A 14859-nucleotide genomic window follows, 5' to 3' on the forward strand; every position below is an offset into this window, starting at 1 on the left:
GTTACATATCGCGTCACGTAACATCAGGAGAGAGGGGCAACGATGCCCATCACCACCAGCGGAATCCACTACGAAGTTCGCGGCGGCGGGGAGCGCACGATCGTTCTTCTGCCGGGCTTTGGTTGTTCGATCGAGTGCTGGGCCGGGGTGGCGCCCTTGCTCGACGGGTACCGCGTCGTCCTGATGGATCTCCCGGGCCACGCCGGTTCGGCCGGTGCGCGGGCCGACGGCGACCTGGCGCGGCTCGCCGAGACCGTTTTCGAGGCCTGCCGGGAAATCGGGCTCACCCGGTTCGTCGTGGCAGGGCTGTCGCTGGGCGGCGCCATCAGTGTGCGGATCGCACTGGACCATCCCGGCGAGGTGGAGGCGGTCGTGGGGATCATGCCGTGGAACGCGGGCGGTACGTCCCCCGGCGATCCCGTCATCGAAGGCTTCCACGGCGCCTACGGCGATCTGGACACGATCACCGCGGGCATCGCGAGCATCTCGCAGGATCCCGCGAAGACGACCGACCTGGTGCGCACCATGCCCACGGTCACCGAGCGGATGTGGCGCGGCTGGCTCGGCGGCGGCGTGTACACGAGCATGGCCGACGAGTTGCCAGGGCTGCGTGTCCCGCTGCTGTACGTGGTCGGCGGCAAGGACACCGTGGTCAATCTGGACAAGCAGATCTCGGACGTGCGGCGGGTTCCCGGCGGTCGCCTGGTGCTCCTCGCCGACGCCGGTCACCTCGCCTGCTACGAGACACCCGAGGTCGTGGCGCGGGAAATGCGCCAGTTCCTCAGCGACCGCGCGGTCGCGGCCGTCTGAGGATCAGGACAGCAGCCGCCGGATCGCCGCGCCGACCTTGGTGGCGTCCGGCTCGCCGCCGGTGATCATGTCCACGTAGCAGAACGATTCGGCGATGCGGACCACGAGATAGGCGAGATCCTCGAGCGGGAGCCCGCCCGGCGGGTCGGGCAGCTCCTCGCGCAGCAAGTCGGTCACGTACGCGATGAAGTTGTGCTGGAGTTCGCTGCTGCGGGTCGTCAGGATCCGCAGCGCGATCTCGCCCTCCTGCCGCAGGAACGTCCTCATGAACGGCGCGTCCAGGACGGTGGCGATGAACCCCTCGAGGGTCTGCGCCACCGCATCGATCCCGGACGTCGCGGCCTTGCGGCGGCAGAGATCGAGGGTGGGCTTCGCCAGGGACCAGTTGACCTCGCCCAGCAGCCGGTCCCGGCTGCCGACCCAGCGGTTCAACGTCATCCGGCTCACGCCGAGCTCGTTGGCCAGAGCCTGCATCTCGATGCGCGTTCCCTCGCGGAACTGCCGCCGCGCCAGCCGGAAGGCGGCTTCTCGCCCCGAAGAAGCCGGTGCCGCGTCCCGATGCGGCGTGGCGGCGGTGTGGCGTGGCGCGGCAGGCATGAACCGCAGCCTAGCCGGTGCGCGGGGAGGTCTGCGCGATCCGTCGCCGTGAGCCGGGACCTGCCGCCCACGCCCGGCGAGGACCGAGAACCGGCCCGGAAGGTCGATCTCCAGGTCGCCTCGGCCAGCGCCGCGCACGCCCCGGTGACGGCTTCCCGCCACTGGTCCTCGGGGGTGCCGGCGGGCGGCCTCGGCGACGGCGTGGAGGGCGTTCAGCGTGAGCGGCGAGCCGGTGGAACGTCGTGCAGCGGTGGGCCGGCGACCACGGTGTTGTGGATGGTGCCGATCCCTTGCACCGTCATGCGCACGGTGTCGCCGATGCGCAGCGGCGGTGGTTGCCGTTCGCCGTGCCATCCCCACAGTTCGGCGAGGCAGCCACTGCCGCACGTTCCGGACCCGAGCACGTCACCGGGCCGCACCCAGGTGCCGCGGCTGGCGTAGGCGATCAGCTCGGCGAAGGTCCAGGCCATGTTCGCGAGCGTGTCGCCGCCGATGCGGGTGTCGTTCACGAACACCTCCATGGCGAGGTCGTAGCGGCCGTCGCTCTCGTGGCCGGCGAGTTCGTCCGGGGTGACCAGCACGGGGCCGAGTGTGGTCGCGGTGTCCTTGCCCTTGGCCGGTCCGAGACCGACGCGCATCTCCCGGCTCTGCAGGTCGCGGGCCGACCAGTCGTTGAGGATGGTGAACCCGGCGATGTGGTCCACGGCCTCGGCCACGGACAGGTTGAAGCCCGCCGTGCCGATCACGACCGCGACTTCCAGTTCGAAGTCCAGCACCTCGCACCCGGGCGGCATCGGGACCGGTGTGCCGGAGCCGATCGCCGCGTGCGGGTTGGTGAAGTAGAAGGCGGGCGCTTCGTACCAGGCGTCCGGGACCTCGCTGCTCCCGGTGATCGCGCGGAGCGAGCCGGCCGTGTGCTGTTCGAAGGTGATGAAGTCGCGGATGCTGGCGATCGGCACCGGGACGGCGATCGGCGCGGTCTCGTCCCAAGGCAACCGCTGACCAGCCGCCGCGGGTTTGCCAGTCGCGAGCACCTCGAAGACGTCGGCGGTCTCGTCGAGCAGAGCGATGCGATCACCGTCGACGACGCCATAGCGCCGCACACCGTCCACGAGCAGGGAACCGAGTTTCATGCCACGTCCTCGTCGAAGATCGCCACGGCGCGGGTCCAGCCGGCGGAGGCTCGATGGATCTTGACCGGGAAGCAGGCGACCTGAAAGCCGTGTGCCGGGAGGTTCTCCAGGTTGTGCAGCTTCTCGATGTGGCAATAGCCGATCTCACGTCCGGCCCGGTGGCCCTCCCAGATGATGGAGGCGTCGTGGTCCCGGGCGTAGCGTTCGGCGGTGAACAGGAACGGGGCGTCCCAGCTCCAGGCGTCGGTGCCGGTCACCCGAACCCCTTGTTCGAGCAGGTGCAGGGTGGCGGCGCGGCCGACCCCGCAGCCGGAGGTGACGTAGTCGTCCTGGCCGTACCGGGTGCCGGCGCGGGTGTTGATCAGCACGATGTCGAGCGGGCGCAGCTGGTGGCCGATCCGGTCGAGCTCGGCGTCGATGTCGGCGGGGCTTACGACGTGGCCGTCGGGGAGGTGGCGGAAGTCCAGCTTGACCCCGGGCTGGAAGCACCAGTGCAGGGGGACCTCGTCGATCGTGATGGCCCGGCGTCCTCCGTCCATGGTGGACGCGTAGTGGTAGGGGGCGTCGAGGTGGGTGCCGGTGTGGGTGGTGGCCTCGATCCGCTCGATCGCCCAGCCCTCGCCGTCGGGCAGGTCCTCGGCCGTCGCGCCCGGGAAGAAGCGGAGCATGTCCGGGACGGACTGCTGGTGGTCGATGTAGGTGATCGAGGGCCGGTGGCCGGGTGGGTCGGAGGCGATCCCGCTCCGCAGGGGGACCGAGATGTCCACGAGTTGTCGCATGGCGAATCCTCTTCCGGGGCTCACGGGCGTGGCCGGCCCTATCGCGGGATGACGGGAACGAGCAGGTGGGAGGCGTGGTCGCCGCCGAGGTGGATGGTGGCGGTGGTCGCCGGGCGACGCAGATCGGGGTGGTCGTGGGTCATGAAGCCGAGGTCGCTGTCCCCGGTGACCAGTTCGAGGCGCAGCCGCTCGCCTGGTGCGAGTGTGATGCTGGTGGGCCAGATCTCGACTTCGAGCAGGGTCGGCTCGCCGTGCACGAGGGGGATCTCGCGGGCGTGGGTGTGCCACGGCCGGTAGGGCAGTGACCGCTCCGGGTCGGTCTCGCGATGTGACGCCCTGAGCCAGCCCATGGCCATCGGGATCGGGTCGCCCTGCGGGCCGACAGCCGGGATCGGCTCGCCGTCGACGCCGATGTGCTGCACCCGCGCGAAGATGTCGAGGTCGTCCTGCTCGGCGCTGAGCCACAGGCGCAGCGCGACGGGACCGGTCAGCTCGAGCGGTTCGGACACCGGTGCGGTGTCGAAGCCGGCGGGGTAGGCCACCGTCGTGGCGTCTGCGGGCGGGTCCCAGTCGAGGACGCCGTCACCGAGGTGGAGTTCGCGCCACTGCGTCTGCGGGAGCGGGAAATCCGTGGCGTCCCGCCAGTCCACCTCGCGTCCGCGCCGGATCGCCAGTCGCACCGGGGCCACGCCGTCCATGCGGTCGGGCTGGTCTTTGAGGAAGCGGTCGAGGAAGCGCAACTGCAGATCCAGTGCCCACTCGGCGTAGTAGGGGTCGATGTGGGTGCCGGTGTGCACCACGAGCCACTTGTCCCGCGACGCCGCCCGGGCCCAGCCTTCGATGTTGCCGCGCAGGTGCACGTGCAGGGCGCCCCAGTTGGCGGCCGACAGCACCGGAACCGTGACCCGGCCGAGATCGACGATCCGCGTTTGGTGGTATTCGTCGAGCACGGGATGCTGCGGGAGCACCTCGCGCCAGTCGTCGCCGTCGCTGCCGTTGCGCTGGGGGGTGATCTGGCGGTTCCACCAGAACTCGACGAACCCGTGGGCGTACAGGCCGCCCTGGTAGATGAAGTCGCGGTAGAAGTCGGACGCGCCTTCCCAGATCACGATCGCGGCGAGGTGCGGCGGCTGCAGCTCCGCCACCCTCCAGCCCATGATCGCGAGCCACGAGATGCCGCTGGAAGCCACCTTGCCGTTGGACCACGTCTGTTCGGCCGCCCACTCGACGACGTCGTAGAAGTCCTCGGAATCAGCCGGGCTCATCAGGTCCATGCGGCCGGGTGACTTCCCGGTGCCCCGGGTGTCGGCGCGCAGTACCGCGTAGCCACGGGCCGTCCACCACTCGGGATCCGGGGTCTCCCACACCATGTGCTCGTTCTGCGGAACGAGTTCGTAGAGCGGGTAGCGGTCCGGCCAGTGCACGTCCTTGCCGTACGGGCTGATCGACGCCAGCACGGGAAAGGCGCCGTCGTCGTCGGGCAGGAACACGTCGGCCAGGATCGGCGAGCCCGTGCGGGTGGGGACCTCGATGTCCCGTTCGATGCGCATCTCAGTACTCCTGTGAGTGGGGCAGGCGGGCCGGGTCCGAGCGCCGCCGCTGCGACCGAGGCTCGCCGTTAAGGCCAGTCGGCTTGCGTCAGGAGTATGTCGGCTCGTCCGCGCTAAAGCAAGAGCACTTGTATTAGGGTGTCGTCCTGTGAGTGATGTGGACGTCCGGCGACGGCCGGGTGGACGGTCGGCGCGCGTGCGCGCCGCTGTCATCGAGGCGACCAACCAACTGCTGCTGGAGCAGGGCCTGACGGGCCTGACGGTGTGCGAGGTGGCCCGGCGCGCGCAGGTGAACGAGACGTCGATCTACCGACGGTGGGGCACTCGCGAGAATCTCATCATCGACGCCCTGCTCGCCGACGCCGCCGAACAGCTCCCGGTGCCCGACACCGGGACCCTGCGGGACGATCTGATCGCCTACGCCACCGCGCTCGCCAGGTACCTGACCTCGCCCGGGGGTAACGCCCTCGATCGGGCGCTGGCCTCGGCCGGCGACGACCCGGCCACCCGGCGACTGCGCGACCAGTACTGGGACGCCCGCTACGCCCAGTCCGGACAGATCGCCGAGCGGGCGATCAAGCGCGGCGAGCTGCCCGGCACCACCGAACCTCGTTTCGTGCTCGAGATGCTCGTCGCGCCGTTGCACTTCAGGATCGTGCTTACCCGCGAGCCGCTCGAACCGGACCTGCCCACCCGCATCGTCGACGCCCTCCTCCGCGGGCTCGTCACGGCTGCCGAGCCACGCAACCGGGACGGCAATCGCCCCTGACGGGGAACAACGGTCGTCTTCGCCTGACCGGTCCGGTCAGGGCGCGGTGCCCGGCCACTGCTGGCCCCGCGTCCAGGAATCCAGGACGATGAGGGTTTTCGTGCTGGTGATGCGGTGGCTGCGGCGCAGTTCGTCGATCGTGCGTTGCAGGTGTTGCATGTCGCGCACCCGCAGCCATACCAGGGCGTCCGGGTCGCCGGCGATGGTGAACACCGCCTGCGCCTCGGGCATCCGCGTGGTGGTCTGCACGATCTCGTCGACGTTCGTGGTGCCGAAGAATCGGAGCTGGGTGAAGGCTTCGATGCCCCAGCCGAGCTTGGCGTGGTCGATCTGCACGGTGAACCCGGTGATGACCCCGGTCTCCTGCAACCGATCGACGCGTCGTTTCACCGCGGCCGTGGACAGCGTGACGCGGGAGGCGATGTCGGACAGCGTCCGGCGGGCGTCCTCCCGCAGCAGCGTCAGGATCTCCCGGTCGGTCGCGTCGATCAGCTCGTCGGTCATGACGGGCGATCGTACGCAACAGATGCGTCCCGGAGCACTCCGATCGCGAGGATTTTTGCGTGCTAGGTCGAACCGGCCCGTTCGTTGTTGCGCGGCGCCGCTCGCGTTGGCTGAAGTGATCCACGTCCCAACCGGCGTGACGCGAAAGGCCCGGCATGACCACCTTCACCCTGGACGAGCGGTACGTGCGCGAGACGGGAACGGTCTACCTCACCGGTGTGCAGGCTCTGGTGCGGGTGGTGCTGGACCGCGTCCGGCACGACCGGCGGGCAGGCCGGGACACGGCGGCGTTCGTGTCCGGTTACGAGGGTTCGCCCCTGGCCGGCTTCGACCTGGAGCTGGCGCGGCACGGGAAGCTGCTGGACGAGCACGCGGTGGTGCACCGGCCCGGGCTCAACGAGGAACTCGCGGCGACGTCGGTGATGGGCAGCCAGCTGGCCGCGGGGCTGGGCTCGTTGCGCAGGGACGGCGTCACCGGCTTCTGGTACGGCAAGGCCCCGGGCCTGGACCGGGCCACGGACGCGTTGCGGCACGCCAACCTCGCCGGAACCCACCCGCGCGGCGGCGCGGTCGCGCTGGTCGGGGACGATCCGAACGCGAAGTCGTCATCGGTGCCGTGCGCCTCCGAGCACGCGCTGGCCGACCTGGCGATGCCGGTGTTCTTCCCGGCGGATTCGCAGGACGTCCTCGACCACGGCCGGCACGCGGTGGAGCTGTCGCGGGCCAGTGGGCTGTGGACGGCGATGAAGATCGTCGCCAACGTCGCGGATGCGGCCGGCACCGCCGTCGTCGACCCGTCGTGGACGGCGCCGGTGCTGCCCGAGGGTGCGTACGGCCACCGCCCGAGCAGCCGGCTGCTCGGGCCGGAGCTGGCGACGCTGGAGCACAGCCTGCACCGGGTGCGGTTGCCGCTCGCGCTGGAGTACCTGCGGGCCAGTGGTGTCAACCGGATCGTGCGGTCCGGGCCGGGCGACCGGATCGGGATCGTCACGGCCGGCAAGTCCTATCTGGACTTGCGGCAGGCGTTGCGGGCGCTCGGCCTCGACGAGGACGCGCTCGCCCGCTTCGGCATCCGCATCCTCAAGCTCGGCGTGATCCACCCCGTCGAGCCCGGCGTCATCACCGACTTCGCCCAGGGGCTCGACGAGATCGTGGTGGTGGAGGAGAAGCGGGCGCTCATCGAACCCGCGGTCAAGGAGATCCTCTACGGCCGCACGGGAGCGCCGCGGGTGCACGGCAAAACCGGTCCCGACGGCCGGGTGCTGTTCACCGAGCTGGGCGAGCTCGATCCGGACGTCATCGCCAAGGGACTCGCCCGCCTGCTCGGTGACATCGAACCGGTGCGCGCGTGGCAGGGCCGGCGCCGGCGCGAGCGGATCGCGGTGCCGCTGCTGGCCCGCACGCCCTACTTCTGCTCGGGCTGCCCGCACAACTCCTCCACCAAGGTGCCCGACGGCACCCTCGTGGGTGGCGGGATCGGCTGCCACACCATGGCGCTGTTCATGGAACCCGACCAGGTCGGGGACGTCATCGGCATCACGCAAATGGGTGGCGAGGGCGCCCAGTGGATCGGCATGGCCCCGTTCGTCGAGGCCCGGCACCTGGTGCAGAACATCGGCGACGGCACCTTCACCCACTCCGGCAGCCTGGCGGTCCGGGCGGCGGTCGCGGCCGGCGTGAACGTCACGTTCAAGCTGCTGCACAACTCGGCGGTCGCCATGACCGGCGGCCAGGACGCGGTCGGGGCGTTGCCGGTGCACAAGCTCGCCGAACTGCTCCTCGTCGAGGGCGCGGCGAAGGTCGTGATCACCTCCGACCAGCCACGCCGGTTGCGGCGTCTGCGGTTCCCCCGCGGGGTCGAGGTCCGGTCCCGCGACGATCTGCTGCGCACCCAGGAGGAGCTGGCCGCGATTCCGGGCGTCACGGTGCTGATCCACGACCAGGAGTGCGCCGCGGAGAAACGGCGGAAGCGGCGGCGCGGCAAGCAGGAAACCCCGGCCACCAAGGTGTTCATCAACGAACGGGTCTGCGAGGGCTGCGGCGACTGCGGCGTGAAGTCCAACTGCTTGTCCGTGCAGCCGGTGGAAACCGAGTTCGGCCGCAAGACCCGCATCCACCAGTCCTCGTGCAACGTCGACTACTCCTGCCTCAACGGCGACTGCCCGTCCTTCCTCACCGTCGTGCCCGGAAACGGGAAGCGCCGCAAGCAGATCGGGTCGCTGGAGGCGTCCGAGCTGCCGGAACCGCGGCACACGGAAGGTGACGTCGCCGTGCGCATCACCGGGATCGGCGGCACCGGCGTGGTGACGGTGGCGCAGATCCTGGCCACGGCCGCGGTTCTCGACGGCCGGCACGTGCGCACCCTCGACCAGACCGGCCTGGCGCAGAAGGGCGGCGCCGTCGTCTCCGACGTCAAGATCACCACGGACCCGGTGGAGCAGGCGCCCAAGCTCGCCGCGGGGGAGTGCGACCTGTACCTGGCCTGTGACCCGCTCGTGGCGGCCGATCCGGCGCACCTGGCCGTGGCCGACCGGGACCGCACGGTCGCCGTGGTGTCCACTTCGGAGATCCCGACCGGGCGGATGATCATCGACACCGCGGTGTCCTTCCCCGAGCAGTCCAGCATCCGGTCCGTCCTGGACGGCGCGACCGTGCGCGGGCACTACCTGGACGCCCGCGCCGCGGCCGAGGCGTTGTTCGGCGACGACCAGTTCGCCAACATCCTCCAGCTCGGCGCGGCCTACCAGACCGGCGCGCTGAACGTGAGCGCCGCGGCCATCGAGCGGGCGATCGAGATCAACGGCACCGCGGTCGCGGCCAACCTGCAGGCGTTCCGCCGCGGCCGCCAGCTCGTGGCCGACCCGGACGCCCTGGCCGCCGAGCTCGTCCCGGCGCCGGCGGCGCCCGGAACCCCAGCCGACCCCGCGGCCGTGCGACGGGTGCGGTCGCTGGTGCGGGCCGAGGGCGGGGAGCTGGCGAGGCTGCTCGACTTGCGGATCCCGGACCTGATTGCCTACCAGGACGAGGATTACGCCCGCGCCTATGCCGAGTTCGTCGAGCAGGTGCGCAGCCGGGCCGGTGACAGCGCGGTCACCCAGGCCGTGGCGCGCAACCTGTACAAGCTCATGGCCTACAAGGACGAGTACGAGGTCGCCCGGCTCTCCCTCGACCCGGCGCTGCGGGCCGATATCGAAGCCGAGTTCGGTCCCGGCGCCCGCTACGCCCACCAGTTCCACCCGCCGGTGCTGCGTGCGCTCGGCCTGAACCGCAAGATCGCGCTCGGCCCCTGGGCGCAGCCGGTGCTGCGGCTGCTGCGCGCGGGACGGCGCCTGCGCGGCACCCGGTTCGACCTGTTCGGCTACGCCCGGGTGCGGCGCGTGGAGCGGCAGCTGATCACCGAATACCGCGATGCGATCAGCAAGGCCCTCCGCGTCTCCGAGGCGAATGAACCGGCGCTGCTCGAACTCGCCGAACTCCCCGACGCGGTGCGCGGCTACGAGGACATCAAGCTCGCCAACGTCGCCGCGTACCGGCAGCGCCAAGCGGAGCTGGCCGAGGCGCTGGGCCGGGCGAGCGGTCGCACGGCGCAGCACAGCGCCTGACGCGGTTTCGCGCTGCTGCCTACTCGGCTGGCGTGCGTTCCGCGTGGTCGATGAGGGTCGCGGCGGCGGCGCGGGCGTGGCGGCCGTAGCCGGCGTCGTTGAGGGTCATCGCGCGGATCGCGGCCCCGTCGGCGAGCGTGACGAGCTGCTCCGCGAGTAGCTCGGGTTCGGCGACGCCCAGCTCGGTGACCAGGTCGGTCACCAGGCGGAGCATCAGCAGCTTCTGTGCGCGCGCGTAGGCGTGCGCGGCGCTGTCAGGGTCGGGGAACTCCGCCGCGGCGTCGAGGAAGGGGCAGCCGCGCACCGGGCCGGTCGCAGGGGCGGGGATGTCGAACATCGCCAGCAGCCGGTCGCGGGCCGGGATGTCCTCCCTGGTCAGCACGGCGTGCAGGGTGTCCCCGGACTCCACCAGGGCGCGGAGCTGGGCGAGGACGAGGTCGTCCTTCGTCGGGAAGTGCGCGTACAGCGTTCGCTTCGACACCGGGGCCTGTGCCGCCACGTCCTCCATCGATGTCGCGTTGATCCCCTGGGTCGCGAACAGCCTGCTCGCCGCGGCGAGCACCCGCTCCCGCCCCCCGCGTCCCGGTCTACTGGTCGTTCCGTTCGCCACGTCACAGAGTATACGCGACCGTTTACTTGGCTGTGGGTCACTGTTACCGTCTGAAGTAAACGTCATCGTTTACTTCAGTGAGGAGTTCCTGTGATGAGTGATCTCGCCGGTTATGCGGCCCAGCTGATCCGTGGCCGCCGGGCGACCCGGGCGTTCCGCCCGACGCCGGTTCCGGAGACGACGCTCCACGACGTGTTTTCCTTGGCGGCAGCCGCCCCGTCGAACTCCAACGCGCAGCCCTGGCAGGTCGAGGTGGTCAGCGGCGCGCGGCGCGACGCCCTCGCGGACGCGCTGGTGGCCGCGCACCGGGCCGGCCGGACGTCGGTCGACTTCCCCTACAGCGAGGACATCTACGCACCTGTGCACCAGCGACGCCGCGCCGCCTTCGGCGCCACGCTCTACGGCGCGCTCGGCATCGGCCCGGACGAGCGCGACAAGCGCGCCGCATACGACGCCGAGAGCCTGCGGTTCTACGGCGCCCCGCACGTCGCGATGCTGTTCGCTCCCGACACGGCGGAGGCGCGGCTGGCCGCCGACGTCGGCATGTACGGGCAGACCCTGATGCTCGCACTCACGGCCCACGGCGTGGCGAGCTGTCCGCAGGGCCTGCTGAGCTTCTACGCCGACACCGTCCGGGAGGTCCTCGGCATCAGCGGTGGGAAGCTGCTGTTCGGCATCTCGTTCGGCTACGCCGACACCGAAGCGCCCGTCAACGCGATCACCGTGGAGCGGGAGAACCTGTCCGTCACCACGCGATTCCACCGCTGAGCGCGGCTTATCCCAGCCGGTAGCGGCGGAGCCGCTGGTAGAGCGTGCCGCGGGAGATGCCCAGGCGTGCCGCCGCCTCCGACTTGTTGCCCCCGCACTCGGCGAGGGTGTCCGTGATGACCCGGACCTCGGCCCGCTCCAGCGGTCCGTAGGCCGCGGCCTCCCGGCCGGATGCCGCCCCGCCCGGTGTGGAGCCGCGCGTGAGCACCAGCACGACGCCGTCGTCGAGCCGGCCCGGGGTGACCGGGTACAGGCGTGCGCGGAGGCCGTCCGCGAGCGCGATCTCGCTCGCGGACGGACCCGCCTCCAGCACCGCCGCCCACAGGGTCGGCCGGTCCAGGCCCAGTTCGGCGGCGTCGTCCTCGACGATCATCGTCTGGCGGTCGAGGGTGACGACGGGCCCGGCCGAGGCGGAGCGGAAGGACAGGTGCGCGTCGAGCATTCGCCGCTGCCGGGAGGTCGCGGCCTCGCCCAGCGCGGTGGTGATCCCGTCGACCAGTGCCCGGACCGCGACCAGCAGCAGGTGGTTCGCGTCGTCGGCGTGGCACGCCACGTTGACCATGCCCGCGACGCGCCGGGTGATCGGGTGGACCACCGGTGCGGCGACGCAGGCCCACGGGTGCCACGGTTGCTTGTAGTGCTCGGCGCCGATCACGATCGAGGGGCGGCGCGTGGTCGCGGCGACCCCGATGCCGTTGGTGCCGGCGCTCTGCTCGGCGACCTGGGAACCGGGCTCGAACTCGATCCGGTCCAGATCCCGGGTGAGGGTCCGCTCGGACTCCCAGCGCCACGTCAGGATCCCGTCGGGGTCGGCGAGGGCGAGCGAGGTGTCGCTGCCGGTCAGCAGGTCGGCCATGCCGAGCAGCACCGGCGCCGCGACGCGGACGAACGGGGATTGCACGTCGATCTCGCCGTGCGCCAGGTCCAGCCGGTCCGGGTCGACGCCGTTGCTGCGGGAGCGCCGCCACGACGCGACGATCTCCTGGCGGATCCGGGCCTGCGCGCCGGACTGGAAACTCTCCCAAGCCAGCCGGGTCTCCACCGATCTCATCGCGCCTCCTCCTCAGTGCCCGGGAGAACACCGTCCGCCGATTATGGCTGGGAAAGCCCGGAAAACGCCTTTCGCTGTGCAAATTTTGGACAGCCACCTCGACCCGGGCAGGGTCGGCGGCGCACCGTTCTTCCCATCGTCGCAGCCGCTGATCCGAGGAGGACTGGTTACATGGAGTTCAAGGTCGAATGGGACGGTGACGTCACCCTGGTGCACCCGGAGCGGGAGCAGCGCGCCAAGCAGGACGTCAACGCGCTCTTCGGGGTGAACGGGGTGACCACGCCCTCGAAGCACCTGTCGCTCCTGGTGACCTCGCTGGGGCCGGGGGAGAAGTCGAACGTCCACTACCACCTCGAGCACGAGTCGGCGCTCTACGGCCTGCGGGGCAGCGTGCACTTCTTCTGGGGCGCCGAACTCGAACACGACCTGATCGTGGGCGTCGGCGACTTCCTGTACATCCCGCCGTTCTGCCCCCACGTGTCCTACAACCGGAGCCTGACCGGGGACGCGGCGTTCGTCACCGCTCGCACCGACGCGTTCGAGCAGGAGCGCGTCGTGCTGTTGCCCGAGCTCGAGGACGACCGGTGCAAGCCCCGGGTGTCCTACGTCGACTGACACTCTTTCCGGAAAGGACGGTCTTGATGATCGAGGTACCTGTGCTCGTCGTCGGCGGGGGACCGGTCGGGATGAGCCTCGCGCTGCTGCTCGACCGGTTCGGGGTGGAGAGCCTGCTCGTCGAGCGACGGCCCGCCACGACCACGCACCCGAAGGCCCGGGGTTGCCATCCGCGGACGATGGAGCTGTTCCGCATCTGGGGGATCGAGGACCGGGTGCGCCGCGCGGGGCTGCCGCAGGAGTCGGACGTGGCCTGCTGGTGTGAAAGCCTGAACGGGCCGTTGGTGGCCTACACCGAGCCCGCGCCGAGCCTGCACACCCCGGCGCCGCGCTCGATCGTGCCCCAGGACGCGGTGGAGGAGGCACTGGACGACGCGCTGTCCGCCCGGCCGCTGGCGCAGGTGCGCCGGTCCACCGAACTGGTTTCCCTCGCCCAGGACGCCGACGGGGTGACCGCGCGGGTACGGCGGGCCTCCGACGGCGACGAGTTCGACGTCCGGGCGCGGTACCTGGTCGGGTGCGACGGCGCGAACAGCCGGGTGCGCGAGACCGCCGGCATCGCGATGGACGGCCCGGAGACCCTGGCGCTCATGGCGAACCACTACTACCGCGCCGACGTCGGGCACCTGCCGCACGTCCGCAGCGCGATCGGGTTCCTGGTCCGGCCGCGCGACCGCAGCAGGCCCGACGTGAACGTCCTGGCCACCGGTCCGGACGGGGACCGGTGGCTGGCGGTGCAGAAGCTGCGGGAGGGCGAGGAGCCGCTGTCCGAGGAGCGCCTGATCCAGGACGTGCGGGAGCAGTGGGAGATGCCCGACCTGAAGGTCGAGCGCATCAACGTGATGACCTGGCGGATGAGCGCCCAGGTCGCGCAACGGTTCCGCGAGGGCAGGGTGTTCCTCGCCGGGGACGCCGCGCACCGGTTCCCCACCGCGGGAGGCAACGGGCTGAACTCCGGCGTCCAGGACGTGCACAACCTGGCGTGGAAGCTCGCGATGGTGCTGTCCGGCCGGGCGGGCGACGTCCTGCTCGACACCTACGACTCCGAGCGCCGCCCGGTCGCGCAGTCCAACACCGACTTCGCCGTGCGCAACCAGACGCGGATCGACGAGATGGACGAGGCGTTCCGCCGCCGCGAGGAGGACCCGCAGCGCTGGCGCGACCTGCTGATCGACCAGAACAAGCAGCTGCACAGCGACGGGCACACGCTGGGCTACATCTACACCCGCGGCGCCGTCGTCGACGACGGTTCCCCCGTGCCGCCGTACGACTCGCAGTACTACTGGCCGACCGACCGGCCCGGCGCGCGGTTCCCGCACTTCTGGCTCGATGTGAACAAGACCGAGTCGAGCATCGACTGGTTCGACACCGAGTTCGTGCTCGTCTGCGGGCCGGACGCCGACGGCTGGGACCGGGCCGGACAGGACCTGGCGGCCTCAGCCGTCGTCCCGCTGCGGGTCAAGCGGCTGCCGCACCTGCTCGGGCCCCTGTCGATTGGCCGGGAGGGCGCGGCGCTCGTGCGTCCGGACGGGCACGTGGCCTGGCGCGCCCGCCAGGCGGGGGAGGGGGCCGAGCTGTCCGCCGCGCTCGGCCGGGTCCTCGCGGGCGGCACCCTCGCTCACGCCACCGCCTGACCGAACTCGAAGGAGACGAGACCACCATGACCATCGCACCGAGTTATGCGAACCCGCCCGGAGTCGGGGCGCCGTTCAGCGCGTACTCGCACGTGGCGCGCGCGGGCGAGCTGCTGTTCGTCGCCGGCCAGTGCGGGATCGCCGAGGACAATTCCGTGACCGGCCCCGACGTGCGGACCCAGACGATCCGCGCCTACGCCAACGTGCGCACCATCCTCGAATCGCAGGGCGCCACCCTCCGGGACGTCGTACGGTTCGTCAGCTACCTCACGTCACGGGATCACGTCGCCGACTTCTACGCGGCCCGCGAAGAGTACTTCGCCGAGCACTACCCGCGGGGGCAGTTTCCGCCGAACACCCTGCTGATCGTCGGTGGACTGGTGCGGGCGGACCTGCTGGTCGAGATCGACGCGACCGCGTACCGGCAGGAGGGGTGA

The 14859-nt window shown here is 70.9% G+C and carries 14 protein-coding genes; 7 read left to right on the top strand and 7 right to left on the bottom strand.

Annotated features, from left to right (window positions below; genetic code table 11):
* The first annotated feature begins 42 nt into the window (after positions 1 to 42).
* Positions 43 to 810 carry an alpha/beta fold hydrolase gene (locus AMYTH_RS0105185; protein ID WP_027929386.1) on the top strand — a complete coding sequence of 256 codons (768 nt, stop codon included), beginning with the start codon at positions 43 to 45 and terminating at the stop codon, positions 808 to 810.
* A 3-nt stretch (positions 811 to 813) separates the two neighbouring features.
* On the opposite strand, the gene AMYTH_RS44070 is transcribed toward AMYTH_RS0105185, so the two are convergent.
* From AMYTH_RS44070 to AMYTH_RS0105205, 4 genes are all read right to left on the bottom strand, one after another.
* A complete protein-coding gene (locus AMYTH_RS44070; protein ID WP_051362558.1) occupies positions 814 to 1407 on the bottom strand; it encodes a QsdR family transcriptional regulator in 594 nt (197 codons plus the stop codon).
* Between the two features lie 212 nt (positions 1408 to 1619).
* Complete coding sequence (locus tag AMYTH_RS0105195; RefSeq protein ID WP_027929387.1) at positions 1620 to 2540, bottom strand: fumarylacetoacetate hydrolase family protein; 921 nt, start codon at positions 2538 to 2540, stop codon at positions 1620 to 1622.
* On the bottom strand, positions 2537 to 3319 hold the full coding sequence (locus tag AMYTH_RS0105200) for a cyclase family protein (protein ID WP_027929388.1): 783 nt from the start codon (positions 3317 to 3319) through the stop codon (positions 2537 to 2539). The genes AMYTH_RS0105195 and AMYTH_RS0105200 overlap by 4 nt, the downstream gene beginning before the upstream one ends.
* Before the next feature lie 38 nt (positions 3320 to 3357).
* Positions 3358 to 4869 (bottom strand): CocE/NonD family hydrolase, encoded by a 1512-nt coding sequence (locus tag AMYTH_RS0105205; protein WP_027929389.1) that lies wholly within the window; start codon positions 4867 to 4869, stop codon positions 3358 to 3360.
* Positions 4870 to 5017: 148 nt separating this feature from the next.
* On the opposite strand from AMYTH_RS0105205, the gene AMYTH_RS0105210 reads away from it, so the two are divergent.
* Complete coding sequence (locus AMYTH_RS0105210) at positions 5018 to 5638, top strand: TetR/AcrR family transcriptional regulator (protein ID WP_027929390.1); 621 nt, start codon at positions 5018 to 5020, stop codon at positions 5636 to 5638.
* Between the two features lie 36 nt (positions 5639 to 5674).
* On the opposite strand, the gene AMYTH_RS0105215 is transcribed toward AMYTH_RS0105210, so the two are convergent.
* A complete protein-coding gene (locus tag AMYTH_RS0105215) occupies positions 5675 to 6142 on the bottom strand; it encodes an Lrp/AsnC family transcriptional regulator (RefSeq protein ID WP_027929391.1) in 468 nt (155 codons plus the stop codon).
* Positions 6143 to 6297: 155 nt separating this feature from the next.
* On the opposite strand from AMYTH_RS0105215, the gene AMYTH_RS0105220 reads away from it, so the two are divergent.
* On the top strand, positions 6298 to 9744 hold the full coding sequence (locus AMYTH_RS0105220) for an indolepyruvate ferredoxin oxidoreductase family protein (protein WP_027929392.1): 3447 nt from the start codon (positions 6298 to 6300) through the stop codon (positions 9742 to 9744).
* A 19-nt stretch (positions 9745 to 9763) separates the two neighbouring features.
* Here AMYTH_RS0105220 and AMYTH_RS0105225 read toward each other — a convergent pair whose 3' ends face one another.
* Entirely contained in the window at positions 9764 to 10354 is a 591-nt protein-coding gene (locus AMYTH_RS0105225; RefSeq protein ID WP_027929393.1) for a TetR/AcrR family transcriptional regulator, read from the bottom strand.
* Positions 10355 to 10447: 93 nt separating this feature from the next.
* Between AMYTH_RS0105225 and AMYTH_RS0105230 the strand changes: the two genes are divergently transcribed.
* Entirely contained in the window at positions 10448 to 11122 is a 675-nt protein-coding gene (locus AMYTH_RS0105230; RefSeq protein WP_027929394.1) for a nitroreductase, read from the top strand.
* Between the two features lie 7 nt (positions 11123 to 11129).
* Here AMYTH_RS0105230 and AMYTH_RS0105235 read toward each other — a convergent pair whose 3' ends face one another.
* Positions 11130 to 12173, bottom strand: a complete 1044-nt coding sequence (locus AMYTH_RS0105235; protein ID WP_027929395.1) for a helix-turn-helix domain-containing protein — start codon at positions 12171 to 12173, stop codon at positions 11130 to 11132.
* Between the two features lie 171 nt (positions 12174 to 12344).
* On the opposite strand from AMYTH_RS0105235, the gene AMYTH_RS0105240 reads away from it, so the two are divergent.
* Genes AMYTH_RS0105240 through AMYTH_RS0105250 form a run of 3 tightly spaced genes read left to right on the top strand, consistent with a single transcriptional unit; the run spans position 12345 to position 14859 of the window.
* Positions 12345 to 12788: a cupin domain-containing protein gene (locus AMYTH_RS0105240; protein WP_020417246.1), complete on the top strand. Its 444-nt coding sequence runs from the start codon at positions 12345 to 12347 to the stop codon at positions 12786 to 12788.
* A 26-nt stretch (positions 12789 to 12814) separates the two neighbouring features.
* Positions 12815 to 14422 carry an FAD-dependent monooxygenase gene (locus tag AMYTH_RS0105245; protein WP_027929396.1) on the top strand — a complete coding sequence of 536 codons (1608 nt, stop codon included), beginning with the start codon at positions 12815 to 12817 and terminating at the stop codon, positions 14420 to 14422.
* A 26-nt stretch (positions 14423 to 14448) separates the two neighbouring features.
* Entirely contained in the window at positions 14449 to 14859 is a 411-nt protein-coding gene (locus AMYTH_RS0105250) for a RidA family protein (RefSeq protein WP_027929397.1), read from the top strand.

The organism is Amycolatopsis thermoflava N1165 (assembly GCF_000473265.1).
Classification (GTDB): Bacteria; Actinomycetota; Actinomycetes; order Mycobacteriales; family Pseudonocardiaceae; genus Amycolatopsis_E; species Amycolatopsis_E thermoflava.

What these genes read in the sequence shown, in the direction of transcription:
- AMYTH_RS0105235 (WP_027929395.1), bottom strand. Translation starts at nt 12,173, where the DNA reads ATGAGATCGGTGGAGACCCGGCTGGCTTGGGAGAGTTTCCAGTCCGGC.
- AMYTH_RS0105200 (WP_027929388.1), bottom strand. Translation starts at nt 3,319, where the DNA reads ATGCGACAACTCGTGGACATCTCGGTCCCCCTGCGGAGCGGGATCGCC.
- AMYTH_RS0105215 (WP_027929391.1), bottom strand. Translation starts at nt 6,142, where the DNA reads ATGACCGACGAGCTGATCGACGCGACCGACCGGGAGATCCTGACGCTG.
- AMYTH_RS0105250 (WP_027929397.1), top strand. Translation starts at nt 14,449, where the DNA reads ATGACCATCGCACCGAGTTATGCGAACCCGCCCGGAGTCGGGGCGCCG.
- AMYTH_RS0105220 (WP_027929392.1), top strand. Translation starts at nt 6,298, where the DNA reads ATGACCACCTTCACCCTGGACGAGCGGTACGTGCGCGAGACGGGAACG.
- AMYTH_RS0105240 (WP_020417246.1), top strand. Translation starts at nt 12,345, where the DNA reads ATGGAGTTCAAGGTCGAATGGGACGGTGACGTCACCCTGGTGCACCCG.
- AMYTH_RS0105185 (WP_027929386.1), top strand. Translation starts at nt 43, where the DNA reads ATGCCCATCACCACCAGCGGAATCCACTACGAAGTTCGCGGCGGCGGG.
- AMYTH_RS0105230 (WP_027929394.1), top strand. Translation starts at nt 10,448, where the DNA reads ATGAGTGATCTCGCCGGTTATGCGGCCCAGCTGATCCGTGGCCGCCGG.
- AMYTH_RS0105195 (WP_027929387.1), bottom strand. Translation starts at nt 2,540, where the DNA reads ATGAAACTCGGTTCCCTGCTCGTGGACGGTGTGCGGCGCTATGGCGTC.
- AMYTH_RS0105205 (WP_027929389.1), bottom strand. Translation starts at nt 4,869, where the DNA reads ATGCGCATCGAACGGGACATCGAGGTCCCCACCCGCACGGGCTCGCCG.
- AMYTH_RS44070 (WP_051362558.1), bottom strand. Translation starts at nt 1,407, where the DNA reads ATGCCTGCCGCGCCACGCCACACCGCCGCCACGCCGCATCGGGACGCG.
- AMYTH_RS0105245 (WP_027929396.1), top strand. Translation starts at nt 12,815, where the DNA reads ATGATCGAGGTACCTGTGCTCGTCGTCGGCGGGGGACCGGTCGGGATG.